General features: G+C 68.5%; 16 protein-coding genes. 5 read left to right on the top strand and 11 right to left on the bottom strand.

Annotated features, from left to right (window positions below):
• Window positions 1–136 precede the first annotated feature (136 nt).
• The gene (locus Q0672_RS23175; RefSeq protein WP_298626600.1) at window positions 137–772 is read left to right on the top strand and encodes a hypothetical protein; all 636 of its coding nucleotides are present in this window, start codon (window positions 137–139) and stop codon (window positions 770–772) included.
• Window positions 773–783: 11 nt separating this feature from the next.
• On the opposite strand, the gene Q0672_RS23170 is transcribed toward Q0672_RS23175, so the two are convergent.
• The 5 genes from Q0672_RS23170 to Q0672_RS23150 all read right to left on the bottom strand — a co-directional run bounded on the left by Q0672_RS23170 (window position 784) and on the right by Q0672_RS23150 (window position 10,992).
• Window positions 784–1,512: a PhnD/SsuA/transferrin family substrate-binding protein gene (locus tag Q0672_RS23170; RefSeq protein ID WP_298626596.1), complete on the bottom strand. Its 729-nt coding sequence runs from the start codon at window positions 1,510–1,512 to the stop codon at window positions 784–786.
• Window positions 1,513–1,734: 222 nt separating this feature from the next.
• A complete protein-coding gene (locus Q0672_RS23165; RefSeq protein WP_298626593.1) occupies window positions 1,735–2,727 on the bottom strand; it encodes a phospholipase A in 993 nt (330 codons plus the stop codon).
• A gap of 29 nt (window positions 2,728–2,756) precedes the next feature.
• Complete coding sequence (gene uvrA / locus Q0672_RS23160; RefSeq protein ID WP_298626590.1) at window positions 2,757–8,378, bottom strand: excinuclease ABC subunit UvrA; 5,622 nt, start codon at window positions 8,376–8,378, stop codon at window positions 2,757–2,759.
• 66 nt (window positions 8,379–8,444) lie between these two features.
• The gene (locus Q0672_RS23155; protein WP_298626587.1) at window positions 8,445–10,424 is read right to left on the bottom strand and encodes a DUF1631 family protein; all 1,980 of its coding nucleotides are present in this window, start codon (window positions 10,422–10,424) and stop codon (window positions 8,445–8,447) included.
• A gap of 55 nt (window positions 10,425–10,479) precedes the next feature.
• The gene (locus Q0672_RS23150; protein ID WP_298626584.1) at window positions 10,480–10,992 is read right to left on the bottom strand and encodes a hypothetical protein; all 513 of its coding nucleotides are present in this window, start codon (window positions 10,990–10,992) and stop codon (window positions 10,480–10,482) included.
• 158 nt (window positions 10,993–11,150) lie between these two features.
• On the opposite strand from Q0672_RS23150, the gene Q0672_RS23145 reads away from it, so the two are divergent.
• A complete protein-coding gene (locus Q0672_RS23145) occupies window positions 11,151–12,008 on the top strand; it encodes an HDOD domain-containing protein (protein WP_298626581.1) in 858 nt (285 codons plus the stop codon).
• A gap of 84 nt (window positions 12,009–12,092) precedes the next feature.
• Here the strand turns inward: Q0672_RS23145 and Q0672_RS23140 are convergent, their stop codons facing one another.
• From Q0672_RS23140 to Q0672_RS23125, 4 genes are all read right to left on the bottom strand, one after another.
• The gene (locus Q0672_RS23140) at window positions 12,093–14,615 is read right to left on the bottom strand and encodes a DNA topoisomerase III (protein WP_298626578.1); all 2,523 of its coding nucleotides are present in this window, start codon (window positions 14,613–14,615) and stop codon (window positions 12,093–12,095) included.
• Window positions 14,616–14,699: 84 nt separating this feature from the next.
• Entirely contained in the window at window positions 14,700–15,176 is a 477-nt protein-coding gene (locus tag Q0672_RS23135) for a DUF494 family protein (RefSeq protein WP_153163342.1), read from the bottom strand.
• A 26-nt stretch (window positions 15,177–15,202) separates the two neighbouring features.
• A complete protein-coding gene (gene dprA, locus Q0672_RS23130; protein ID WP_298626575.1) occupies window positions 15,203–16,291 on the bottom strand; it encodes a DNA-processing protein DprA in 1,089 nt (362 codons plus the stop codon).
• 112 nt (window positions 16,292–16,403) lie between these two features.
• Window positions 16,404–17,525 (bottom strand): LysM peptidoglycan-binding domain-containing protein, encoded by a 1,122-nt coding sequence (locus Q0672_RS23125; RefSeq protein WP_298626572.1) that lies wholly within the window; start codon window positions 17,523–17,525, stop codon window positions 16,404–16,406.
• Window positions 17,526–17,706: 181 nt separating this feature from the next.
• Between Q0672_RS23125 and def the strand changes: the two genes are divergently transcribed.
• From def to htpX, 3 genes are all read left to right on the top strand, one after another.
• Window positions 17,707–18,210 carry a peptide deformylase gene (gene def, locus Q0672_RS23120; protein ID WP_153163339.1) on the top strand — a complete coding sequence of 168 codons (504 nt, stop codon included), beginning with the start codon at window positions 17,707–17,709 and terminating at the stop codon, window positions 18,208–18,210.
• Window positions 18,210–19,145, top strand: coding sequence for a methionyl-tRNA formyltransferase (fmt, locus tag Q0672_RS23115; RefSeq protein WP_298626567.1), 936 nt, complete (start codon window positions 18,210–18,212; stop codon window positions 19,143–19,145). The genes def and fmt overlap by 1 nt, the downstream gene beginning before the upstream one ends.
• Window positions 19,146–19,216: 71 nt before the next feature.
• Entirely contained in the window at window positions 19,217–20,068 is an 852-nt protein-coding gene (gene htpX, locus Q0672_RS23110) for a zinc metalloprotease HtpX (RefSeq protein WP_153163337.1), read from the top strand.
• Between the two features lie 79 nt (window positions 20,069–20,147).
• Here the strand turns inward: htpX and Q0672_RS23105 are convergent, their stop codons facing one another.
• On the bottom strand, window positions 20,148–21,551 hold the full coding sequence (locus Q0672_RS23105) for a bacteriohemerythrin (protein ID WP_298626561.1): 1,404 nt from the start codon (window positions 21,549–21,551) through the stop codon (window positions 20,148–20,150).
• Entirely contained in the window at window positions 21,548–26,074 is a 4,527-nt protein-coding gene (locus Q0672_RS23100) for a PAS domain S-box protein (RefSeq protein WP_298626559.1), read from the bottom strand. The genes Q0672_RS23105 and Q0672_RS23100 overlap by 4 nt, the downstream gene beginning before the upstream one ends.
• Between the last annotated feature and the right edge of the window lie 544 nt (window positions 26,075–26,618).

The raw sequence follows: 26,618 nt of genomic DNA, 5'->3' as shown, positions 1-26,618 counted from the left end.
CACGCGTCACCGGACGACACAATCCCTTGCAGCACGTGGCTGCAAGGGATTGTGCGGCGGGGTAAGCTCAGGGCCAAACGAGGGGCGCGTCAATGCGCCCCTGCCCTGGCAGACGAAACCTGCCACGGAGGCCCTCATGTCGCGAAAGATCCCGCTAGCGCTTGGCACCCTTGCCCTCGTTGCCGCCTGTGCGGCGCCCCAGGTCCGGCTGAAGCCCGAAGCCCGGGCCGAGATCGACGCCGTCGACAGCGTGCTCATCGTTTCCCCTGGCACCCTCGGGGCCAGGGCCTCATCCCCAGGCGCCCGCAGCACCGACCCGATCCTCGAAACCCTGCACGACTACGATCTCCGCGCCGCGCTGCAGGAGGCCTGGCGTGCCGAATCCATCCGCGGCAGCACGGTCCGCTTCGTGCCGAAGCTCCGGGTGGAGCGCATTTCCCCCGGCGATCCGGCCGGCCCTGCGCAGATGCGCACCCTCTTCGACAACGCGCGGGGCTCGGCGGTGATGTTCGCCAACATCGACTACCGCCTGCGCGACAGCGCGCTGGTGGTGTCCGCCCAGGTCGAGATCTACCCACGCGCGCCCGCCCTGCTGCGCTTCCGGCATGCCCCCGACGGCAGCGAGCCCCTCGACGGGGGCAGCGTGATCTACCGCCAGCGCTTCGAGGAAAGGCAGGCGCCCGTCACCCCCGCCAGCGCCCGCGGCCAGCTCGACGACGCCGTGCAAGGCGTCGTCCGCCAGATCATCGCCAGCCTCAACGAGGCGCCCTGAGCGCCTGCGGATCAGGCCCCGACCAGGGTGGCCAGCGGTGCGAGGTGGGTCTCGTCGATGGGTTCGAAGCGCTTGAAGTGCAGGTCGTCGAGCACCCGGAGGCCCGCCGGGTCCTGGTGCATGGCGCACAGGATGCGCTGGATCGCCTCGCGCTTGTCGGCCCACTCCGGCGCCACCATGAAGCAGTGGAAGGCGGCGCCGTCGCGGCTCTCGCCCACCACCTGCAGCTGGTCGCGGGTCGAGGCGCTCATGCCGCTCCAGGTCTCGTTGAACACGAAGCCCAGATCGGCCTCGCCCTGCAGCACCGCCTTGGCAGCGTTGAGGTGGTTGCCGACGAAGCGGAAATCTGCGCCGGCCACGTCGAGGCCTTCGCGGCGCAGCACCTGCAGGCCCAGATCGTGGATGACGAGCTTGTCGGTGGCGCTGGCGATGCGCGGCGCATCGGGCACGGCGGCGCCCGCCCGGGTGACCACGATGGTCTCGTCATTCACCCCGGCCGGCCGGGCCACCGGCACGAAGCCCTTGTCCCGGGCGTAGCACAGGGCGCTGAAGGGGTTGGCGTACACCACGTGGAAGCTGTTCTCGAGCACCGCCTGACGCTCGACCAGGAAGTTGTCCTGGGGCTCGAAGTGGATGCCGATGCCCAGGTTGCGCTGGAGATAGGTGTTGAGGGTGAACCAGCCGAGCAGGTTCTTGGCCGTGTCGTGGGGACACACGCTGAGCTTGAATTGGCTTGCCATGGGCTTATCCCGCGATCCGGCAAGGCAAGGGGGTACGGATCGACGCACGCGTCGACGACATCTGCTGGGGCATGGCGGTAACCTCTGTCGGGTTGTCTGTGTGACTTCAGCCCGCCGCCGCGCCTACATGCTGCAAGGCGGCGAACCGGAAGTTCATGATCCTAGCAAATGTCTTTTGCAAAAACTCACAAACCTGTCACGTTTTTGGCATGAAAAATGACGTCACAGCCAATCCACCAGGGATACGCCCAGACCGAAGGTGGTCTGGCGGTGGTTGTAGTCGATCAGGGTTTCGCCGTAACCGGTGAAGAGCTGCAGATAACCCTTGAGGTTGCGGTGGATGGGGATGCTCCAGTCGAACTGGGCCGCCCCGCGGGACTGGTTACCCGACAGCAGGGTGCTGCGCAGGGTCAGGCCGAAGCCGTGCTCGCCCGCCTGCCACATGGCCTGGATGTCGCCGTGGCCCATGTATGAGGTGATGTCCGGGTTGTCGTCCTTGGTGGTCTTCTCCGGAAGGCGCAGCCACGGGCGGAACACCAGCGCGAAGTCGCCGCGCTCGATGCCGATCTGGCCGACGATCCGGTTCCAGCTGCGCGACAACGGCTGGCTGCTGCCGTTGGACTGGTGGTTGAGCCCCAGGGACATCATCTTCACCTTGAAGCCGGCGCCGGCATCCAGGTTGGTGCGGAACACCGCCATCAGCTCGGGCTCGTAGTCGGTCTCGCGGAAGGGCGACGAGAAGCGTTTGTTGTACACCTGCCAGTTGGACTGCTGGGTGTAGCCCATCCACAGGTCGCCGTGACGGCCGAACAGGCCTTCCCACAGCTTGGTCTTGAAGCTGATCTGGTACTTGGCCTCGGCCGGGTCCACGTTGTTCGGCGTCGTCACCACGTTGAGCGGGTTGGGCGAGGTCGGCAGGTTGTTGGGCGAGTTGCTCCAGCGGGCCAGCAGCAGGTAGGTGGGCTTGTACGGGCGGATCAGGAAGGTGCCCTTCTTGTCCTCGGCATCCAGCTCCCAGCGGGCCGAAAACGGCGAGTCGTCATAAGCCACCGGCGCCGGCGCCTCCTGGTGGGGACGGCCCACGGCCTCGTCGTAGCAGGCCAGGCGCTCGGTGTTGTCGGCCACCTTGGCGCAGCCGGCCGGATCGCCGGCCAGCGCGACGCCGCCGGCGCCCATCAGCAGCCCGGCGATGGCCAGTCGTTGCCTTGCGTTCATGCGTTTGTCTCCGATTGTCTTGAAGGTGTTCAGCCGGCCCGGCGCGAGGCCAGAAACTCCCCAAGGATACGCCCGGTATGCGACCGCGCGACCTCCACCACCGCCTCCGGCGGGCCTTCGGCGACGATCTCGCCGCCGCCCTCGCCGCCTTCCGGGCCCAGGTCGATGAGCCAGTCGGCCTCGGCCATCAGGTCCAGGTCGTGCTCGATCACCAGCACCGTGTGGCCGGCATCCGCCAGCCGGTGGAGCACGTGGATCAGCTTCTCCACGTCGGCCATGTGCAGGCCGACGGTGGGCTCGTCGAGCACGTACAGCGTGTGCTTCTCGGGCGGCAGCGGACGGCCCGGGCCAGTGGCGGATTCGCCCGCCCGGCCACGCACCTTGGCGAGCTCCGACACCAGCTTGATCCGCTGGGCCTCGCCGCCCGATAGCGTCGGGCTCGGCTGGCCGAGGGTGAGGTAGCCGAGGCCCACGTCCTGCAGCAGCCTGAGCGGATGGGCGATGGACGGATGGGCGGCGAAGAACTCCACCGCGTCTTCCACCGCCATGTTCAGCACCTCGGCCACGCTCCTGCCCTTCCATTGCACGGTGAGCGTCTCGGGGTTGAAGCGGGCGCCACCGCAGGCCTCGCAGGGCAGCTTCACGTCGGGCAGGAAGTTCATCTCGATGGTGATGCGGCCCTGGCCTTCGCACACTGGGCAGCGCCCGGCGCCGGTGTTGAAGGAGAAGCGCGAGGCGTTCCAGCCGCGCATCTTGGCTTCCGTCGTTTCGGCGAAGAGCTTGCGGATGGCGTCCCAGAAGCCGATGTAGGTGGCCGGGCAGGAGCGCGGCGTCTTGCCGATCGGGGTCTGGTCTACTTCGAGAACACGGCCGATCTGCGCCATGCCGTCCACCGACGCACAGCCCACCGGGCCTTGCGCCACCAGGCTGGCGTGGAGCACGTCGCGGGCGAAGGTGGACTTGCCCGAGCCGGACACGCCGGTGACCACCGTCAGCCGGGCCAGCGGCACGCGGGCCGAGACGTGCTTGAGGTTGTGGAGGGTGGCGCCGGCCACCACCAGCGCCGGGTGGTCGTCTGCCACATCGCGGCGCGGGGCCAGCGGATGCACCAGCGGATGGGCAAAGCAGCGGCCGGTGGCGGATTCCGGCGCGGCCATCAGCTCGGGCAGCCTGCCTTCGGCGACGATGCGCCCGCCGCGCACACCGGCGCCGGGGCCCAGGTCGATCACGTGGTCGGCGCGGCGGATGGTGTCCTCGTCGTGCTCCACCACCAGCAGGGTGTTGCCGCGGCCGCGGAGTTTTTCGAGCGTATCCAGCAGCAGCCGGTTGTCCCGCGGGTGCAGGCCGATGGTCGGCTCGTCGAGGATGTAGCACACGCCGGTGAGGTTGGAGCCGAGCTGGGCCGCCAGCCGGATGCGCTGGGCCTCGCCGCCGGAGAGCGTGGGCGCGGCCCGGTCCAACGCCAGATAGCCGAGGCCCACCTGCTGCAGAAAGTCCAGCCGGCCGCGGATCTCGGTGATCAGGTCGCGGCCGATGTCGGCCTCGCGGCGTTCCAGCTGCAGCCCCTCGAAGAAGCCCGACACCTTGCCCACCGCCAGCGACGCCAGCTCATGCAGACCCAGGTCGCGGAAACGCACCGCCCGCGCCACCGGGTTGAGGCGCGCGCCGTGGCAGCTGGGGCAGGCTTCGTCGGATTCGTGCTCCAGCTCGCCCAGATCCAGGTCGTCCGGATTCTCGACCTTGCCGGCGATCTTCACGCCGGTGCCGTAGCAATCGGGGCACCAGCCGTGCTTGGCGTTGTAGGAGAACAGGCGCGGATCGGGCTCGGGGAAGCTGGTGCCGCAATCCGGGCAGGCGCGCAGCGTGGACAGCGTGGTGAGCGCCGCGCCGGGCACCGCCAGGGGCAGCACCTTCAGCACGCCCTTGCCGTGGTCGAGCGCGGCCTGCACGTATTCGCGCAGCAAGGGTTCGGTCTCGACGCCAACCTTGACCATGCCCACCGGCAGCTCGATGTTGTGCTCCTTGTAGCGGTCGAGGCGCGGCCATTTTTTGGTGGGCAGGTAGTCGCCATCCACGCGCAGCTGCTCGAAGCCTTTGCCGCGGGCCCACTTGGCGAGGTCGGTGTACAAACCCTTGCGGTTGATGATGAGCGGCGCCAGCAGCTCGACCGACTCGCCGGCGTGGTCGCGCAGGATCTGGGCGACGATGGCCTCGAAGCTCTGGGGCGTCACCGGCACGTCGCAATCGGGGCAGTACTGGGTGCCCAGCTTCACGTACAGCAGGCGCAGGAAGGGCTGGATCTCGGTGAGCGTGCCCACCGTGCTCTTTCGTCCGCCGCGGCTCACCCGCTGCTCGATGGCGACGGTGGGCGGGATGCCGAAGATCGCATCCACATCCGGCCGCGCCGAGGGCTGGGCAAACTGCCGGGCGTAGGCGTTGAGGGATTCCAGATAGCGCCGCTGGCCCTCGCCGAACACGATGTCGAAGGCCAGCGTGGATTTGCCCGAGCCCGAAAGCCCGGTGATCACCGTGAACTGATCGCGCGGAATGTCGAGGCTGACGTTCTTCAGGTTGTGGTGGCGGGCGTGGCGGATGGTGATGGCGTTGTCCGGCACCACCCTGTAGCGCGCCGGCGGCTCGGCCACCACCGGCGCAGCCTGCAGGCGGGCGAGCTGGTCGGCGTAATCGGCCAGCGCGCGGCCGGTGTGGGACGCAGGCGTGGCGATCACCTGGGCCGGCGTGCCTTCGGCGACGATCAACCCGCCACCGGCGCCGCCTTCGGGGCCGAGATCCACCAGCCAGTCGGCGGCGGCGATCACGTCCAGGTTGTGCTCGATGACGACCAGCGAGTGGCCAGCATCGATCAGTTTTTCGAATGCCGATAGCAACCGGGCCACGTCCTCGAAATGCAGGCCAGTGGTGGGCTCATCGAACAGAAATAGCAGGCCTGGATCGGCGGAATCTATCGATTTTTTCGATCGTTTTGCCGCCAGTTGGGCGGCCTCGGCCAGATAACCGGCGAGCTTCAGGCGCTGGGCCTCGCCGCCCGAGAGCGTGGGCACCGGCTGGCCAAGGCGCAGGTATTCGAGGCCCACGTCGGCCAGGGGCGCCAGCGCGGCGAGCACGGCTTTCTGGTCCGCAAAGAAGGCCAGGGCTTCGGAGACGGTCATCTCCAGCACGTCGGCCACGGATTTGCCGCGCCATTCGAGGGCCAGGATCTCGGGCCGGTAGCGCTTGCCGTCGCAGTCGGGGCAGCGGAGATACACGTCGGACAGGAACTGCATCTCCACGTGCTCGAAGCCCGAGCCGGTACACGTCGGGCAGCGCCCGGTGCCGGAGTTGAAACTGAAGGTGCCCGGCGTGTAGCCGCGGTCCTTGGCCTCCTGCAGGTTGGCGAAGAGCTTGCGGATGGCGTCCCAGGCGCCCACGTAGCTCACCGGGTTGGAGCGGGCGCTCTTGCCGATGGGCGACTGGTCGACCATCACCACGCCCTTCAGCTGATCCACGCCCACCAGGCCATCAAAGGCGCCGGGCGGCTCGGACGGCTGGCCGAAGTGCTTGGCCAGCGCCGGGAACAGCACGTCCTGGATCAAGGTGGATTTGCCCGATCCGGACACGCCGGTGATGCCCACCAGCCGCTGCAGCGGGATCGCCAGATCGACGCCCTGCAGGTTGTGCTGGCGCGCGCCGGTGAGGGTGAGGCGCGGCGCATCCCCAGCCACCGGGCGCGGCTGGCGACGCGTGTCGACGCGCTTGCGGCCGGAAAGGTAGGCGCCGGTGAGGGACGTCGGGTCGTTGGCAATCTGGGTGGGCGGGCCGTAGGCGACGATCTCGCCGCCCCGCTCGCCGGGGCCGGGGCCGATGTCGAGCAGGCGGTCGGCGGCGAGCATCAGCTGCGGGTCGTGCTCCACCACCACCAGCGAGTTACCGGCGTCGCGCAGGCGCTCCATCACCCCGAGGATGCGCCCGATGTCCCGCGGATGCAGACCGATGGACGGCTCGTCGAGCACGAACAGGGTATTCACCAGCGAGGTGCCCAGCGCCGTGGTGAGGTTGATCCGCTGCACCTCGCCGCCCGACAGGGTGCGCGACTGGCGGTCCAGCGTCAGGTAGCCGAGGCCCACGTCCTGCAGGTAGCGCAGGCGGCCCTTGATCTCGTCCACCAGCAGCTCGGTGGCTTCGTCGAGTGGCGCCGGGAGATCCAGCGCCGCGACGAAGGTGGTCACGTCGTCGATGGGCAGAGCGAGGAGCTCGCTTATCGCGAGCTGGGGGAATGGAGCATGGGAAGTGGGGAGTGGGCCTTGCCCGGCGCTGGTGCGCTGGCGATCGGCAGCCACAGGCGTGTCAGCCCCCTCCGCCCGCCCTACTCCCCATTGCCCACTTTCCACTCCCCAGAGCTTCCATAGCAGCGCCTCCGGCTTGAGCCGGGCACCGTGGCAGGCGGGGCATTCGGTGTAGCTGCGGTAGCGCGACAGCAGCACCCGGATGTGCATCTTGTAGGCCTTGGTCTCCAGCCAGTCGAAGAAGTGGCGCACGCCGTACCAGTAGCGCGGCCAGCTGGAATCCCAGTTCTTCCACTTCTCGTCGCCTTCGAGCACCCAGCGGCGGTGATCTTCCGGCAGGTCGCGGAAGGGAATGTCCATCGCCACGCCGTACTTCTTCGCCATCTTCGCCAGGTCGTCCTGGCATTCCTTGAAGCTGGGGCTCTGCCAGGGCTTCACGGCGCCTTCGGCGAGGGTCTTGGATTCGTCCGGGATCACCAGCCCGAAATCCACGCCGATCACCCGCCCGAAGCCGCGGCAGGTGTCGCAGGCGCCAATGGGCGAGTTGAACGAGAACAGGCTGGGCGTCGGGTCCGGATAGGAAATGTCGCAGTCGGCGCAGTGCAGGCCGCTGCTGTACTTCCAGCGGGTTTCGGCTTCGCCATCGACGGCATGCACCGTGAGCTTGCCGTGACCGGCGCGCAGGCCGATCTCCAGCGCTTCCATCACCCGGGCGTGCTCGGCGTTGCCGAGGCGGAAGCGGTCCTGCACCACATGCAGCACCTCGCCGTCGCGGGCGTGGATGCGGGTGTAGCCCTGGCGGGCGAGGAGCTCGGCGACCTCGTCCTCGCCGAAGTTGGCCGGCACGGTGACGGGAAAGCTCACCACCAGCCGCGGGTCGCCCGCCGCGGCGGCACGGGCGGCGATGTCGGCAAAGATCGTCGCCGGCGTATCCCGCGTCACCGGCTTGCCGCAACCGCGGCAGTGCAGGCGCGCGGCGCGGGCGTAGAGCAGCTTGAAGTGGTCGGCCAGCTCGGTCATCGTCCCGACGGTGGAGCGGGACGTGCGCACCGGGTTGGTCTGGTCGATGGCGATGGCTGGCGGCACGCCGTCGATGCGGTCCACCTGGGGCTTGTCCATCCGGTCGAGGAACTGCCGGGCGTAGGGCGAGAAGGTCTCGACGTAGCGGCGCTGGCCCTCGGCGTAGAGGGTGTCGAACACCAGCGAGCTCTTGCCCGAGCCGGACACGCCGGTCACCACCACGAGTTCGTGGTGGGGAATGTCGAGGGACAGGTTCTTGAGGTTGTTCTGACGCGCGCCGCGGATGCGGATGACGCTATCGGTGGCGGGCGCGGCGTGGTCGCCGGAGCAGGCGGGATCGGAGCACATGGGGGGAGCAGTCTGAGGAAGCGGCGAACGCGATTGTAGCGTCCGACACCACTGCGCCCGCGTGGTTCAGGTGCCGAGGAGCTTGTCAGTGGCGGCCTGATCCACCAGCGAGACGTCGCGGAACAGCCGGGTATCGGGGGATTCGGTCTGCTGGGCCAGGGCCCGGGCGGTGATCGCCATCACCGCATCGTGGTCGCCGTCGGAGATCAGTACCACCTGGCCAGCCGGCGCCACATGGGCCACATAGCCGCGCATCACCTTGCCGTTGGGCAGCCCCACCGCCACGTTGTCGCCCACCCGCAGCCCAGCCCATTCGGGCGGCAGCGACAGCTCGCCAGCCACGTACTGCTTGTGCTTGAGGGTGAGCAGGCCCTGGCTGCCCTCGGGCTTCTTGAGGGTGGGCGGCGAGGTTGTCCGGCGCAGGGTGGGCACCGGCGGCGTGCGGCCGGCGAGCAGGCTGGCGTGCAGCGCCTGCACCGACGACAGGGCCGAACCGGCCTGCTTGGCGGGCAGGGCGATCCAGGCGAGCCCCTCGTCCAGATCGTGGATCAGCGCCGGGAACTCACCGAGCATCTTGCGGCGCAAGGCCTCGTCGGCCGGCGGATTGACACACGCCAGCAGGCGGTTGGCGATGAGCAGGCGGCTTGCCCACTGGGGGCTGTCGGGGCCGTAGCGGTAGACCACCTTGGCCAGCACGTGCACCCAGTAGCGCTCGAGGAAGTTGCGGGCGACGCTGACCGGCTCCTGCCCCACCAGCAGGTAGATGGCGCGGCTGGCCTGGTGCAGGGCCACCTCCCGGCGCTCCATGTTCACCGCGGTGTCGATGTGCTGGGCGGCGCGGGTGATGGCGCTCTTCTGGCGGGTGGTCAGGAGGGTTTCGAGCACCCCGAGGGCGAGTTCGAAATCCCGCCGGGTCGGCCTGGGCAGACGCCCGAGGGAGCGCACCATCGACGCCAGCCCGCGACACACGGGCAGCTCCGGCGTGCAGTCGGGCGGCAGCGTGCGACCCAGATTGGCGATGCGATCCACCAGCTGGAAGGCCGGGTGACGTTCGATGGAAAGCAGCTTCTGGCTACGCAGGGCAAGGCGCAGCAGCGGCACCCGCAGGCCGACCAGGAGAGTCCGGATCGTCTGGGGCAGATCGGGGTCGGTCTCGGCCCGGTTGCAGACCGTCTCCACCACCTCAACTGCCACCGCCTGGACAGGGCTGAGGAGCGCGCCCAGCTCGCTGGCGCCCAGCGCGGCCGGCACGCCACCGAACTTCTGGCGCTCCACCAGCCACGCCTCGATGCGCTCCACCAGCGCCGACGCCAGCCCGGGGTCGACGCCGCCGGTCTGCGCCGGCGCGGCCTCGTGCTGGGCCATGGACGCCAGGCGCAGCGCATCCACCGGATCGATGGGCAGGCTGGCGCGGGCCGCCGGCGTGTCGGTCCACTCCTCTTCTTCGTCGGCGCCGTGGCGGATCGGCGCGAAGAGCCCTCGGGTCACCTGCCCCCGGACGGCCAGCGCCTCGTCGGCCAGCTCATGCTCCATCTCCCGATAGAAGCGGGACAGGCGGTCGCCGATCGGCTGCTCCAGGCGCTGCAGCAACTGGAGCGCCTGGGACGGGCTGAGCTTCTCGACCTCCTTGAGCACACGCAGGGCGCGGCACACGGTGGCGGTGCCCAGCGGGGATTCCTCGGTCAGCTGGATGCCGCCTTCGATCAGCTGCAGGCGCAGCCGCAGGTGCAGGGCCGCCAGCTCCCGCCCGCAGCGCTCCTGCAGGCGCCGGTCGAGGTTGATCAGGGCGATGGAGTAGTCGGACTCGTCCGAGCGGACAAGATTGATCGGCCGCACCCCTTCGGCCGGCTTGGGTGCCCGCCGCCCGCCGACCAGCTCGTCAAAGCAGGCGCCCGCCGCTGCCGACAGCACATCCTGCCACGTCCGGTGCCGGATCACCTCGCCAGCGCCTTCGAGAAGGGCTTTCAGGAAACCTTCGCGGGCGCGCGCGAGCAGGAGCGCAGCCTGCTCGGCAGCCTGGATGCTCGCGCGGGGTCGATGGGGCATGGACGGACGGAAAGGGTTTTTCAGACACAGAGTTATACACAGCAGCCCTGCTGCTTCACTGTGACAGAAGCCCGATCCGGGCAGATTTTCGGAGCACTCGCCAGGCGATGATCAGCGCGAAACCCGCGGCGAGGCTCCATTTCACCGCCGAACAGCAGGCCGACAGGGGAATCGCCAGGCTCTCCACACCAAACGGCCCGGAGAGCAGATGGACCTGGAACAGGTTCTCCGCCAGATCGAAGACCGCCGCCACGGGCAGCATCCAGGCCGTCCGACGGGCGGCGGGCGAGTCCGGGTCGCCGAACAGGCCGGCGCGGGTCGCCAGCACGTAACCGAAGGCGGCGTAGATGAACAGGTGGGCGAAATCCCACGGCAGATGGGCCCGATAGCTGCGCAGCCCGGCGTCGCCCCACTGGCCGAGCACCGCCCAGTATCGATCAGATTGAAAACTGAGCTGCAGAACGAAAATATTCGGCCGTAATTGGTGGACCAAGCCGCCAATGTGAGCCTGTGACACGACGTAAACCAGGGTCGAGATGGCGGCCGCGGGTAAGGACGTGCGAGTCATGCCGGGCTCCTCGAAAGTCGGTGATGGGGCGGCCGGTCCGTGATGCACGGCACACCACAAACCATCAAAAAACTAAAAAACCGCGAATGTGAAATATTTGAAACGACAAAAATATCGTTTTTGATAAAATTTAGACAATCCAACGCAGGCCACCCGTCATGAACACAGCTACGGCAACTCGCCCCCTCACTCACGCAGAGCTGAACGAAACCCTGTCTGCGGTGCGTATTCCGCCCTGCCCCAGCATCGTTGCTGAAGTGTTGAGGGAAGCCCAGCGGGACGAACCGTCGATGAAGGTGCTGAGCCGCATCGTCGCTTCAGATGTCAGCATGTCGGCCGCCGCCGTCAAGCTGGCCAATTCGCCGATGTTCTCGCCGGGCTCCCGGGTGCGCAGTGTCCAGCAGGCGGTCAATCGCCTGGGTATCAACCACATCCTGAGTGTGGTCGTGGCCGTCGCGCTGCGCAACACCTCCAGCCACCTGCCGGCCGACGTGATGGAACGCTTCTGGTCGCGGGCCTCGACCCTGGCCCTCGCCGCCGGCGTGCTGGCCCGCGGACACGTGGGCATCTCGCCCGACGCGGCCTACACCTTTGCGCTGTTCCAGGACGCCGCGGTGCCGGTGCTGATGACCACCTTCCCCGACTACGCCGCGCTCTACACCGGCGCGGCCGACCACGGCTACAGCCTGGTCCAGCTGGAGCAGGAACATTTCCGCTGCGACCACGCCGTGGCCGGCTGGCTGCTGGCGCGCAGCTGGGGGCTGTCCGACCGGATCGCCAACGCCATCCGCTACCACCACGACCCCGAAGCCTACATCCTGCCCGAGAAGGAGCTGCCGTCCGACGCCCTGGCATTGATCGCGGTGAGCGTCATCGCCGAGCACGTCCTGGGCGACTACACCCATGACGCCCATGCGGTGGGCGACCGATCTTTCGAGAACGCCAAGACCTCCCTGGGCGTCTCCGATGCCGAAGTGGACGAACTGCACGACACCATCGCCGCCGCGCTGATCTGACCCGGCCTGACGGGCCCCGGCTCCATAAACGAAACCCGCCTTCCGGCGGGTTTTGCTTTTGTGCGAACAGACTGACGCGACACCTTACTCGGCAGCGGCGGCCTTCTTGCGGGTGGCCGGCTTCTTGGCGGCTGGCGTCTTCGGTTCCTTCTTCTCGAACTCGAAGCCCACCTTTCCGTCGTCGCCACGCACCAGGAAAGCCGAGAACTTGCGCTTGGTGCGGCTAGATACGAAGCCCTTCAGCAGCTCGGTGCGGCCGGTGTCGAGGAGCTTGTGCATCTGCTCCCGCTCGATGGGCTGCTGCAGGATGATCTTGCCGGAGCGGAAATCGCAGGATTTCTCGGGCCCGACGGATTTCTCGCAGACGTAGGCCATGCCGTGCTCGAACACCCGCGCCGAACACTTGGGGCAGGCGCCCAGGGTTTCCTGATCCGAGAAATCCACCGGCTCGGCGGTTTCGTCTTCCTTCGGCTGGCCAAAGTCGAACTCGGGCTGCTTGTCGTCGTTGAGACGGATCTCGGCATTGAACAGCCGGCCCATCTTGTTGCGGAAGCCCATCAGCGGGCCGACGCGGCCAGTGGCGAGCAGCGCCTCGATCTCGGGGATCTCGAACTGGCGGCCGGCGACGATCTTCCAGGCGTTCCAGTCGCAGCTCTGGCAGGCGAACTTCTTGTAGTTCTCCTTCACCACGCCGCCGCAGCGGGGGCAAGGCGTGGCCAGGGTGACGAAGTCGCCCGGCACGGTGTCGGATTCGTAGCGCTTGGCGCGCTCGACGATGTCCCGGGTCATGGCCTGGATGTGGTCCATGAACTCGGCCCGCGACAGCGCGCCCCGCTCCATCTGGGCCAGCTTGTGCTCCCATTCGCCGGTGAGTTCGGGCGAGGTGAGCTCGTTGGTGCCGAGGCCGCGCAGCAGGGTGATGAGCGAGAAGGCCTTGGCGGTCGGGATCAGCTCCTTGCCGTCGCGCAGGATGTAGGTCTCGCCGATCAGGTTTTCGATGATCTGGGCACGGGTTGCCGGGGTGCCGAGGCCGCGGCCGGCCATGGCAGCGCGCAGCTCCTCGTCGTCGACCATCTTGCCGGCGCCTTCCATCGCGGAAAGCAGCGTGGCTTCGTTGAAGCGTGCGGGCGGCTTGGTGACCAGCGCCTTGACGAGGATCTCGTCGGTGGAAACCTTCTCGCCGGGCTCGACGGCCACCAGCTGGGGCGCGCCGCCCTCGTCCTCGCTCACCGCGGCGGCCTTGCCATACACGGCCAGCCAGCCCGGATTGACGAGCACCTTGCCTTCGGTCTTGAAGGCTTCGCCCTCGACACGGGTGACGCGGGTGGTGATGCGGTATTCGGCCGCCGGGTAGAACACCGACAGGAAGCGCCGGGTGACCAGATCGTAGATCTTGGCTTCGGCCTCCGACAGGCTCTTGGGCGCGGTGCCCGTGGGCACGATCGCAAAGTGGTCGGAGATCTTGGCGTTGTTGAAGATGCGCTTGTTCGGCTTGACCCAGCCCTGCTTGACGATCTGGTTGGCGAAGGGCGCGTAAGCGTCCGGCAGGCCGGCAAGAATGCCCGGCACCTGGCCCACGTAGTCTTCGGGCAGCGCACGGGCGTCGGTACGCGGGTAGGTCAGCACCTTGTGCTTCTCGTACAGGGCCTGAGCGAGCTGCAGCGTGGTGCGGGCCGAGAAGCCGAAGCGGCCGTTGGCCTCGCGCTGAAGGGAGGTCAGATCGAACAGCAGCGGTGAGAGCTGGGTGGACGGCTTGGATTCTTCCTCCACCGTGCCGGTCTTGCCTTCGCACTTGGCCTTGATGGCCTCGGCGCGGGCTTTTTCCCACAGGCGAAAGGCGGTGGCGTGCTCGGCAAGCGGCGCGCCATCCTCGGGCTTCCTGAAACCTTCGTCGAACCAGCGGCCCACGTAGGCGCCGGCCTGGCAGCCGAAGCTGGCTTCCAGCTCCCAGTAGTCGGTGGGCTTGAAGGCGCGGATCTTCTCCTCGCGCTCGACGACGATCGCCAGCGTGGGGGTCTGGACCCGACCGACCGTGGTCAGGTGGAAACCGCCGGTCTTGGAGTTGAAGGCGGTCATCGCCCGGGTGCCGTTGATGCCGATCAGCCAGTCGCTCTCGGCGCGGCACACCGCAGCCTGGCGCAGGCCTTCGACATCCGCCGCGGCACGCAGCTGGGCAAAGCCATCGCGGATCGCCCCGGCGGTCATGGACTGCAGCCACAGGCGCTGCACCGGCTTGGTGGAGCCGGAGTGCTGCACGATGAAGCTGAAGATCAGTTCCCCCTCGCGGCCCGCGTCACAGGCGTTGATGAGGCCGGTGACATCCTTGCGCTTGATGAGGCGGGTGAGGAGCTTGAGGCGGTCCTCGGTCTTCTCGATCGGATTGAGCGCGAAGTGGGGCGGGATGACCGGCAGGTGGGCGAATGACCACTTGCCCCGCTTGACCTCGAATTCGGCCGGCACCGTGAGTTCGAGCAGATGGCCGACGGCCGACGAGAGCACGTAGTGCTCCGACTCGAAGAAATCTTTTTCTTTGGTGAAGCCGCCGATGGCGCGGGCGATGTCCGCCGCAACCGAGGGTTTTTCCGCAATGATCAGCTGCTTGCTCATGCCTGTGGGTGCGCCCGACTCAGGTTGTTGGGGGAGCGGCGCATCATACGGAAGCCTGCGCCGGGCTTGCAAGCAGCCCGAAAATCAGTGCAAGGCGTATGAGACCGGCTCGTCGTCTTCGTCCGACTCGTTGAGCAGCTCGTCGAGGATCAACCCGTTAATCGGGCGATCCTGCTGCCACAACACCATCAGGACGATGACCTTGAGGTTTTCCAGTTCGATTTCGGATTCGCCGAGGGCCAGGGCCCGCTCGACGATCATCTCGCGGCATTCGGCGTCGAGGATACCGGCATTTTCAAGAAACTGCAGGAAGCCGCGGCATTCGACGCCCAGACGGACGAGTTCGTCGTCGGCATAGACGCGCAGCGAACCGGGCCGGGCGACCTGAGCCGGACGCTCGCCGTCGGACAGCTGGCGCAGGCCGGAGAGCCAGTCGAGGGCTTCGGAGATTTCTTCTTCCTCGAAGCCGGCAGCCGTCAGCTTGCGAGCCAGTTGCGCGGGTTCGGGGCACGCGTCGGCGTGAACGTAGTTCTCGAAGAGATACACGAGGATGTCGAACATGGCGCGGGGCCTGGGGCCGGTCATTTTTAGAGACGCTGGAAACGACCTCCGGGCAGGCGGGAAACGCGCCCTTCGAGTTCCAGCGTAAGCAGAATGGCGTAGAGCGCTTCCGGCGTCAAGCTGGTGCGCTGCACCAACGTGTCCATGTCCACGGGGTCATGCCCGAGGGATGCGATGACCGGGGCATTTTCGTCGTCATCCGGCCCCATCGTGGGCGCCGCTGGCGCTGCAGTGCGGCATGTGTCGAGGCGCAGCTCTTCGAGGATGTCCTCGGCCGATTCGACCAGTTTTGCGCCGTCGCGGATCAGCTGATGGCAGCCCCGCGCCACCGGCGAATGAATCGAACCGGGAATCGCGAAGACCTCGCGCCCGCAGTCGGTGGCGAGTCTGGCGGTGATCAGCGAGCCGCTCTTGAGCGCCGCCTCGACGACCAGCACGCCCTTCGCGAGCCCGGCGATCAGCCGGTTGCGACGGGGGAAGTTGTGGGCCAGCGGCGCGGTGCCGAGGGGGTATTCGCTGACGATGGCACCGGCCTCGGCGATGCGTCGGGCGAGGGCTGCGTTACGTGCCGGGTAGATGCGGTCGGCGCCGGTGCCGATCACCGCGACGGTGCTGCCCGGGCCGGCCAGCCCGCCCCGGTGGGCGGCGGCGTCGATCCCCAGCGCGAGCCCGCTGACGATGCCCAGCCCGCCCTGGGACAGCACCGTGGCGAAGGCTTCGGCGTTGGCCTCGCCCTGGGGCGTGGCGCTGCGGGCGCCGACGACGGCGATGGACTGGCGCGACAGGAGCGCCGGATCGCCCTTCACGTAGAGCAGCACCGGCGGATCGGGGATTTCGAGCAGCGCCGCGGGATAGAGCGGATCGCCGAGGGTGATGACGCTGTTGCCGGGCTCGTCGGCCCAGGCCAGCGCCCCGTCGACGGCCGCCGCGGTGTCGTGTTCGAGCACGGTGCGGGCGATCGGCGAGCCGACCACGGCGGCCAGCGCCGAATGCCCGGCGGCGTAGATGTTTTCAGGCAGGCCGAAGGCGGCGAGCAGTTGCCGCTGACTCCCGGCGCCGACACCCGGCGTAAGGGTCAGCCTCAGCCACGCGGCAAGGGGGTGAGGATTCGACAAGATGGGACGGAATCAGGATGTCGCGACGAAACCGCCGCGAGCGGGGCCGACATCGCCACCGGCAGACGCACCGGCGCGGCGGGATCGGCCCGCGCGGGATTGAATCAGCGCGTCAGGGCTTGCGGACGCTGTCGGCCACGGCCACCGGGCCGTCGTTGTCCATCACGAGGGCGTAGGCGATGCGGTCGAACACCCGGAACACGAACACCAGCCCGTAGCGCTGCTCGGGCAGCTTGAACTGCTGGGGCCGGCCGACGTTGTCTTCCCGGTAGAGGGTTTCGCCGCGGTTGCGGTGGAGGGACAGCACGTGGCCGATCTCGATGCCCTCGCGCTTGCCAAGGCTGATCGATACCACGTTGTAGCGGCCGGCTTCGGCCACGCCGTTGTAGATCGACACGACCCGGCCGTTCATCGCGGTGGCGGGCGCATGGGGCACGTAGCTCAGAAGCTCGGGACGGCCGGCGGGCAGCAGGCGGTCGCCCTTGCCGATCTCCATCTTGGCGGCGGTGATGGTCAGGCTGGCGGGCACCGGCAGACGGGCCTTGTCGCTATCGCCGGACGCCGCATCGGGCGAGGGGACGCCCGCTTCGGCGGTCACCCGGGCACGGCCAAGGTAGGTGGCTTCGTAACCGAGGATCTCGCCGGTCACCGGTTCGACCAGCGGTTTGGCCTTGCGATAGACGTTCCAGTCGTAGATGCCGGGCAGCACGCGGGTGGCGAAGATCGTGTCGCCGGCGCCGGTGAAGACACGGCCTTCCTGGGTCGCCACGATGATGCCGGCGTCGGTGTCCTGCTGGTCGTTGACCACCAGCGGCTCGGACAGGAAGGGCTGGATCGCGCGCACCGGGATGCTCTGGATCGCGCCCTTGGCGGGCTCGGAGTAGACCTGCGGGAAGCGTTTTTCGTAGAGGGCGCGGTCACCCGGCAAGGCACCGCCGATGCGCTTGCCGATCTTGAGTGCGGGCGTCGCTCCGCTGCGGTCGAGGACGACGATCTGGCCCGGATAGATGAGGTGCGGGTTGTGGATTTCCTCGCGGTTCAGGCGCCAGACTTCGGGCCAGCGCCAGGGTTCCTTCAGGAACTTGCCGGAGATGCCCCACAGGGTATCGCCAGGCACCACCACGTGGCTGTCAGGCGCGTCGTCGGCCAGGCGGATCGGGCCGGTGGCACCGACACCCGCCGGAACCAGGGCAGCGACGCCGATGAGGAGGGCAGATATAATGCTGCGAATCATTCGTTTTCCACTCGCTTTCGGCGGATTGCTTTGCCGCGACATAACCGGCCGCTGTGGCGGTAGCCTCTGGCGGTTATTTTGGCGGTCGAGTTGGCGGAGCCGGGTGCGTGCCGCGCCAAGACGCGAGCATCGCAGATTTGGCTCAAAATTCTGCACGTAAAGTCTTCATCCGGCAACATTTATGGCCCTTCTACCCATTCTCCGCTACCCCGACCCCCGCCTGCACACGCGCGCCGCGCCGGTGCGCGAGGTGACCGACGCCATCCGCAAACTGATCGCCGACATGGCCGAGACGATGTACGAAGCCCCGGGCATCGGCCTCGCCGCCACCCAGGTGGACGTACACAAGCGCGTGGTGGTGATCGACGTGTCGGAAGACAAGTCCGGTCTCCTGGCGCTCATCAACCCCGAGATCATCGCCCGATCGGGCGAGCAGGTCTGTGAAGAAGGTTGTCTGTCGGTGCCCGGCATCTACGACAAGGTCAGCCGGTCCGAGAAGGTCACCGTGCGCGCCCTCAACCAGAAGGGCGAATCCTTCGACCTGGACGCCGAGGGCCTGCTCGCGGTGTGCATCCAGCACGAGATCGACCACCTGGACGGCAAGGTCTTCGTCGAATACCTCTCCCAACTCAAGCAGACCCGCATCAAGGGCAAGCTCGCCAAGAAAGCCCGGATCACCGCCTGATGAAAGTCGCCTTCGCCGGAACCCCCGAATTCGCCGCCTCGGCCCTGGAGGCGATCCTCGCCGCCGGCTTCGAGGTGCCCCTGGTCCTCACCCAGCCGGACCGCCCCGCGGGCCGCGGCATGCAGCTGCAGCCGAGCCCGGTCAAGCAGGTGGCGCTGGCCGCCGGCATTCCGGTGCATCAGCCAGAAAAGCTGCGCACGCCCGAACAGCAGGCGCCGCTCGCCGCCGCCAGCTGTGACGTGCTGGTGGTCGCCGCCTACGGGATCATCCTGCCCCAGGCGGTGCTCGACCTGCCCCGCTACGGCTGCCTCAACATCCACGCCTCGCTGCTGCCCCGCTGGCGCGGCGCGGCGCCGATCCACCGGGCCATCGAAGCCGGCGACTTGGAAACCGGCATCACCATCATGCAGATGGACGCCGGCCTCGACACCGGCCCGATGCTCATCAAGCGCGTGGAGCCGATTCACGCCGACGACACCACCGGCAGCCTCCACGACCGCCTGGCGTGGGTCGGCGCCGAGCTGATCGTCGAAGCCCTCGAAGCCCTGCCCGCCGGCACGCTGGTGGCCACGCCCCAGCCGGCCGAAGGCGTCACCTACGCCGCCAAGATCGGCAAGGCCGAGGCCGCGGTGGACTGGACCCGCCCGGCCATCGAGATCGAACGGGCGGTGCGCGCCTTCAATCCCTTCCCCGGCGCGCTGGCCAGCTTCGACGGCACGCCGGTCAAGCTGTGGCGCGCCCGCGCCATCGACGCCACCGGCACGCCGGGCGAAGTCCTGCTGGCCGAAGGTGCCGGCGTGATCGTCGCCTGCGGCGAGGGCGCCCTGTGCATCACCGAGCTGCAGAAGCCCGGCGCCCGCCGCCTGCCCGCCGCCGATTTCCTGCGCGGCATGCCGATTGCGGCCGGTAGCCGCTTCGATCTGGCCACCGGCTGATTGAATTTTTTGCGAACTCCCCCATCTAACCCTTCGCTTTCCGCTTAACTTCGAAAGGACGGATACTCGCAATGCTCGGCAACTGGCTCAAGACCTCGATCCTGATGGCCGGAATCATCGCCCTCTTCGGGGCGATCGGCGCCATGATCGGCGGCAAGTCGGGGATGCTCATGGCGCTCGTCTTCGGCGGCGCGATGAACATCTTCTCGTACTGGTTCTCCGACAAGATGGTGCTGCGCATGTACAACGCGCAGCAAGTGGACGAAACCAGCTCGCCCTACCTCTACAACATGGTCCGCGAACTGGCCGGCCGCGCCCAGCTGCCGATGCCCAAGGTCTACATCATCCACGAAGACCAGCCCAACGCCTTCGCCACCGGCCGCAACCCCGAGAACGCCGCCGTTGCCGCCACCACCGGCATCCTGCAGATGCTCTCCGAGCGCGAGCTGCGCGGCGTGATGGCCCACGAGCTGGCCCACGTGAAGCACCGGGACATCCTGATCTCCACCATCTCGGCCACGATGGCCGGTGCCATCTCGGCCCTGGCCAACTTTGCGGTGATGTTCGGCGGCCGTGACGAGGAAGGCCGCCCGGCCAACCCGATCGCCGGCATTGCGGTGGCCCTGCTCGCCCCGCTGGCCGCCAGCCTGATCCAGATGGCGATCTCCCGCGCCCGCGAGTTCGAGGCCGACCGGGGCGGCGCCGAGATCGCCGGTGATCCGAACGCCCTGGCCGACGCGCTGATGAAGATCGACGCCTTCGCCCGCGGCATTCCGATGCCCACTGCCGAAGCCCACCCGGAAACCGGCCAGATGATGATCATGAACCCGCTCTCCGGCGGCGGCCTGCGCGGCCTGTTCAGCACCCACCCGGCCACCGAGGAGCGCGTCGCGCGCCTGCGCGCCCTGGCCCGCGCGCGCTGAGCTTCCCCTGCATCAACAAAAAGCCCGGCCTGGCGCCGGGTTTTTTGTTGTCGGCCGCATGCCCTCCGGGAGCCGGGACTCACTCGAGGGGCAGCACCACGCGGAAGCGACTGCCCTTGCCCGGCGCGCTATCCACCTCGATGTGCCCGCCGTGCTGGCTGACGATGCGGTAGGTGGACGACAGGCCCAGGCCCCGCCCCTGCCCCACCGCGCGGGTGGTGAAGAAAGGCTCGAAGACCCGCGCCCGGGTCGCCTCGTCCATGCCGCAGCCGGTGTCCTCCACGTCCACCAGCAGGTGCTGGCCCGACTGACCGGCGCGGACTGTGATGGTGCCGGGATCGCCGCCGAGGGCCCGGCTGGCGTTGTCCAGCAGCGCCTTGAAGGCCTCGCCCAGCAGGGTCTGGTTGACCGCCGGCTTGGGCAGCGAGCCGTAGCTGCGGCGCACCTGCTGGCCCGGCCGACGGCCCGGGGCGGTCGCGGCGATGGCGCCATCAAGGAGGCCCTCGATGGAAGCCGGCGCGGTATCCATCGGCCCCGGCGCAGCGAAGCCCTGAAGAGCGTGCACGATGTCGCCAACCCGCGCCAGGCCCCGGTGGGATTCGTCCACCAGCTTGGGCAGGTCTTCGCGGATGTAATCGAGCTCTGCCTCGGCGCGGGCGGCCTGCCACGCGTCGTTCCCTGCGACCAGCCGATCAGCGGTATTCACCAGCGCCAGCAGCCGTTCAGCGTACTCGCGCAGGGCGCCCAGGTTGGCCGCCACATAGCCGAGGGGGTTGTTGATCTCGTGGGCGACGCCGGCCGCCAGCTGCCCCACTGCGGCCAGCTTGTCGGCCTCCAGCAGGCGCTGCTGGGTGTGGCGCAGATCGCGGTTGGCGGTGGTGAGCTGGGCGGTGCGCTCGGCCACCCGCTGCTCCAGGCTGGCGTTGATGCGGCCCAGTTCGTGGTTGCGCTCGGCCACCAGGCCCAGCAGGCTGCGCACCGCGCCGATCAGCGCGGCGTTGCCGGGGTCGGCGCTGTGGCCGGTCTCGGCCTCGTAGGCTTCGGCGGCCGTGGCGCCGGCTTCCATCGCCCGCAGCTGGCGGGCCATGGACTGGTCGGTATCGAGGATGTGGAAGGTGAGCCAGCTGGTGACGAAGGTGTACAGCGCCGGGACGACCTGGGTCGCGTCGCTGGCGCCACGCATCGCCTCGACCTGGGCGACGAAATCCGCGTGGGCGTGCCGGTGGCCGTCCAAGTGTCGGGCGTCGATGCCGGCCTGCGTCATCAGTGCCTCTTCGGTGGCGAAGTGATGGACGGCGTAGCGCGCCAGGCCGTCGAGCACGTGGGCGAGTTCGCCGGGCTTGATGTCGGCCCCGCCGGCAGCCCGCTGGGCCAGCGCATTGACCAGATCGACCAGCTTGTGATGCTGGCCGTCCACCTCGCCAAAACCGGTCTCGAAGTAGTCGGCCCACTGGAACGGTGCAAACCGGGCTGGCTGGCTCATGGGGCATCTTCCTCCTGGGGCAGGCGCTGCCGCAAGGCGGTCAGCAGGGGCTGCAGGGCGCGCACCAGCCGGGCCACCGGGCGTGCCGCGGCTTCGGCATCGCCGCCGGCGCGGATCGCCGTGCACACGTCGGCAGCCATCTCGAAAACCTTCAGGGCGCCGATGTTGCCGGCCGAGCCCTTGAGGGCGTGGGCGAGGTGTTCCACGTCGTTGAGCCGGCCTTCGGCGAGGGCACGTTCGAGTTTCGGCCCGGCGTCGCCCTGGGTGCTGACGAAGGTGCGCAGGATGCGCAGATAGGTTGGCCACCGTCCGCGGACGACGCTCACCCCGCGGGTGCAGTCGAGGCCGTCGATGCCCGCCAGCGCCGTGCGCCAGTCGATGCTCGCGGCGTCGGCGGCGACCGGCGGCCGGGGCTGGCCGACCCACTTGAAGATCACCCCGTGCAGGGTCTCCGGCTCCACCGGCTTGGCCACGAAATCGTTCATGCCGACGGCAAAGCAGGCGGCCTGGTCCTCATCGAAGGCATTGGCGGTCATGGCGATGATGGGCGTGGGCGCCGGGGTCGGCATCTGACGGATGCGGCGGGTCGCCTCGAGGCCATCCATCACCGGCATCTGCATGTCCATCAGGATCAGGTCGTAGCGGTTGGCGGCCACCAGCGCCACGGCCTCCTGCCCGTTGGCGGCCCGGTCGATGACGAGACCCAGATCAGAGAGCATCTCGATGGCGACCTCCTGGTTGAGCAGGTTGTCCTCGACCAGCAGCACCCGGGCGCCGCGCACGTGACCAGCGCCGCCCTGGGGCGCGGCGGGCAGGCTGACCGCCGGCATGCTGACGCCCGGCCGGCGCTGCAGGCAGGCGGTGAACCAGAAGGTGCTGCCCCGGCCGGACTCGCTTTCCACGCCGACATCGCCGCCCATCAGGGCGGCCAGATGGCGGGTGAGCGACAACCCGAGGCCGGTGCCGCCGTACTTGCGGGTGGTCGAGGCGTCGGCCTGCTCGAAGGAGCGGAACAGCCGGGCAAGCTGCTCGGGTGCGATGCCGATGCCGCTGTCGCTCACCTCGAAGCGCACCAGCAGGGTGTCGTCGTCTTCGGAAACCACCCGGGCACGCAGGCTGACGCCGCCGTGCTCGGTGAACTTGACCGCATTGCTCAGGTAGTTGAGCAGGGCCTGGCGCAACCGGGTGACGTCGCCGCGCAGCACCGGCGGCAGGCCGTCGGTGTCGGATTCGAACTTCAGCCGGCGGGCCACCAGGCGGTCGTGGATGAGCGAGTGGGCCTGGTCGAAGAGGGCCTCGGGCGAGAAATCCACGGCTTCGAGCTGCAGCTTGCCGGCCTCGATCTTCGACAGGTCGAGAATGTCGTTGATGAGCGCCAGCAGATGGCTGCCGGCCTGGCGGATGCGGGTCAGGCGATCTTCCTGCTCCTGGCTGAGGGGGCTGCGTTCGAGCATCCGGGCCTGGCCGAGGATGGCGTTCATCGGGGTGCGGATCTCGTGGCTCATGTTGGCCAGGAAGGCGCTCTTGGCGCGGCTGGCCGCCTCGGCCCGCTCGGAGGCTTCGGCCAGCTGGGCGGTGCGATGGGTCACCAGATCTTCGAGATGGTGGCGGTAGTGCTCCAGCTGGGCATCGAGCCGGCGCATCTCGGTGATGTCGAAGAAGGTCATCAGGAAGCTGTCGCCCACCGGCGCGCCGGACACCAGCATGGTCCGCCGCTCGCCGTTCCTGCAGGTGACCTCACGCTCCACCGGCTCGATGCGGCGCTCGGCGCCTTCGCGCACGCGTTGGCTTAAGTGCTGCCCCTCCACCTGCTGCCGGTAGGCGGGGTCGGGATAGGCGAGACGCAGCCAGTCGGCTACCGTTGGCACCTCGTCGCGGGTGTAGCCGAAGGTCTCGATGAAGCAGCGGTTCACGTCGCCCACGCTGTCGTCGGCATGAACAAAGCTCAGGGGCAGCGGCGCCATCTCGAAAAGCTGACGGAAACGCGCCTCGCTCTCCCGCAGGGCGCTCTCTTCCCGATGCCGGGCGATGGCGATGGCCGCCAGATGGGTGGCGATCGCCACCTGCTCGAAGGTCAGCGCATCGGGCTCGGAGGGCTCGTCGGGATAAAGCGCGAAGGTGCCCAGCACGCGCCCCTCGCGACTGAAGATCGGCCACGACCAGCAGGCCACCAGCCCGTAGGATGCAGCCAGCCCGGCGAAATCGGCCCACAGGGGATCGGTGGCGATCTCGCGCACGATCACCGTCTGGCCGCGCCAGGCGGCGGTGCCGCAGGAGCCGACGGCTTCGCCAATGGCCACCCCGTCCACCGCCTGCATGTAGCCCTCGGGCAGCTGTCGCGCGGCGCCGTGACGCAGATGGACGCCATCCGGATCGAGCAGCAGGACCGACGCCCGCACCCGCGACAGGCGAGCCTCGACGCCCCACAGCAGCACGTCCAGGGTTTCGCTGAGGGAGGCGCCGGAGGCCACCTTCTCGAGCACCCGGCGCTGGGCCTCGAGGGACAGCTCGATGGTCTTCTGGGCGGAGATGTCGGTCAGCGAGCCGACGATCTCGCAACTGCCGTCGTCCAGGGCCGGGCCTCGGCTCAGCTCGTCCCGCAGCCACACGTAGCCACCGCGGCCGTGGGCAAAGCGATACGACTGGGCCACCCGCTCGCCGCTCGCCGCCACCTCCGTGGCCCGGGTGGTCTTCAGCCGATCGTCGGGGTGCAGGTTGTCCCACCACCATCCGGGCCGCAAAGTCTCTTCGAGGGAATAGCCCAGGACGCGCTGGACGTTGGCGCTGGCGGTGATCGGCACCACTTCGCCCTGGGGTGTCACCCGCAGGCTGTAGAGCACGGTGGGGCTGGTCTCGACGAGGTTCTGCAGCTGCCGCTCGGTGACCCGCTGGCGCTTCTCGGCGACCTCCCGCTCGCGGCGGTCGCGCAGCACCCGCAGGCCGAACAGGATGTCACCGCCCAGTTCGGCGAGCAGGCGCACCTCCTCCTCGTCGAAGGCCCCCGGCGCCGACGAGGCCACGTACAGCACACCGGCCGAGCGGTCTTCGGCGCGCAGCGGCAGCGCGCACATCGCCGCCCCCGCCGGCAGCCCCTCAGCCCAGTTGGCCAGCTGCGGGTTGGCAGACAGATCGCGCCAGATGGTCGGCCGGTCCGCTTCCGGCGTGACGGGAAAGCGGTCCAGCCGCCCGACGTGGCCACAACCCGCGCCGAAGATCTGCCCATCCACCGGCAGCCCGCAGTCGTCCGCGCAGTCGAACTTCGCCGCAGCCAGCAGATAGCCGCCGAAGACCACCATCAGCCCGCACACCTCATCCAGCAGCCGGGCGGGATCGGTGGCGCGCGCCACCGCCTGATTGCATTCGCTGATCGTGTGCAAGGCCGCGTTGGGGCGCCGGAGCCGGCTCTCCGCCAGCTTGCTGTCGGTGATGTCACTCCAGATCACCGCCACGTAGCGCCGCTCGCCCCGCAGGCGGATGCCGCGACCGCTCACCCGCACGTCGCGCACCGAACCATCCCGGTGTCGATGCCGTGTCTCAAGCACATGACCGGCCGGCCCGATCATTCTGGCAACCCCCGCAGCGATCTCGTCCGGCGTCAGCAGGCAGTCGATGTCGCGGACATCCAGCCGGGCAAACTCCTCGCGGGAATAGCCCAGATTGCGATGGCACGCGTCATTGAACTCGACGAAGCACCGGCTCTCGACATCCATCAGCGCGATCGAATCGGCAGCCTGGCTGACGATGCTGGAGAAGATCGCCTCCCGCTCGCGCAGGGCTTGCTCGGCCCGACGCGCCTCGCCGATGTCGCGCCCCACGGCAAGCACGCCGATCAGGCCGCCCTGCTGGTCGAACATCGGCGTCTTGATGATCTCCAGCAGTTCCCGGTGCCCGTCGTCGGCAAAGCGCACTTCCTGCTCGCTGCGCTGGGCGCAGCCAGCGTGGATCGCGGCCAGATCGCTCTGGCGGAAGCTGTCGGCCAAGTCCCAGGCCATGAAGTCGTAATCGGTGTGGCCGATCACCGCCTCTTCCGGCGCGCCCATCAGGCGCTCGAAGCGGTGGTTGCAGGCCAGGAAGGTGCCGTCCGGGTCCTTCAGCCACACCAGATCGGGCAGCGCGCGGATCAGCGCCGGCGCCAGCCATGCCCGCCCGGCCGGCACGGGCTCGTGGGCGGCCGCCTTCAGCGCCGCGGCAACCCGCTCCGGGTCGAGCAGCCCGACCTCCCGGCCGGCGTCATCCACTACCAGCACCGGGCGGGGCGCGGCGCCCGCGCCCAGTCGCGCCACGACGAGCTGGAGGTTTTCCCCCAGCACAGCGTAGCGGTGCGACGTATCCATGACCTCGCCGACGGTCTGCCCGGCGGGATCGCCCGCCAGCACCGCGCGCAGCACATCCTGCCCGCCCAGGCTGCCCACCGGCTTGTCGCCATCGACGACGACCAGCCACGCCACCGCCCTGGCCACCATGCGGCGGGCCGCCTCGGCGAGGGCACACGCGGTCGGGACGACCTCGACGGGAAGGCACATCGCCTCGACGAGACGGGGCTCGGCGCTCCCATTCGGGAGCGTCGGCAGGCAAAGTGCAGAAGAAAAACCAGTAGCGGTCACGAAGGAGTGGGGGGCCGGTTGCGCCGGATCACGAGTCCGACTCGCGCGCGGGCCTACCTGGCTGAGTCCATAAGTGAACCCTTAACGGCTTCCCGTGCGCGGCATTGAGTCGACCTGATGCACGCGCCACCGGCAACGCCGTCGGCCGCCAGCCTCGCCCCAGTCACGGGAGAAGCAGGCCGACAATTTGTTCGACGCACCACGAAACGGCCGAAATCGCCGGCACCCCGTCCGCACCCCGCCTCCGGCACCCCGGAGGGGGCCATCCGGCCAACCCGAAAAACGCCGATAAGCCGTTGTAAATCCGCCGTTTTTCCCGGTTGGCGCGACGTACGGCGCTGTATTTTTGCAGCGCAAGGTCGTATCATTCGGCTCCCCCGATTCACCATTTCCCGGTTTTCCATGCTCCATCCCACCCGATTCGACGTGATCGTTGTCGGCGGCGGCCATGCCGGCACCGAAG

Source organism: uncultured Zoogloea sp., from assembly GCF_937894855.1.
Lineage (GTDB): Bacteria > Pseudomonadota > Gammaproteobacteria > Burkholderiales > Rhodocyclaceae > Zoogloea > Zoogloea oryzae.
Note: the sequence above shows the minus strand (reverse complement) of the source record. Positions and strands in the feature narration are given on the sequence as shown.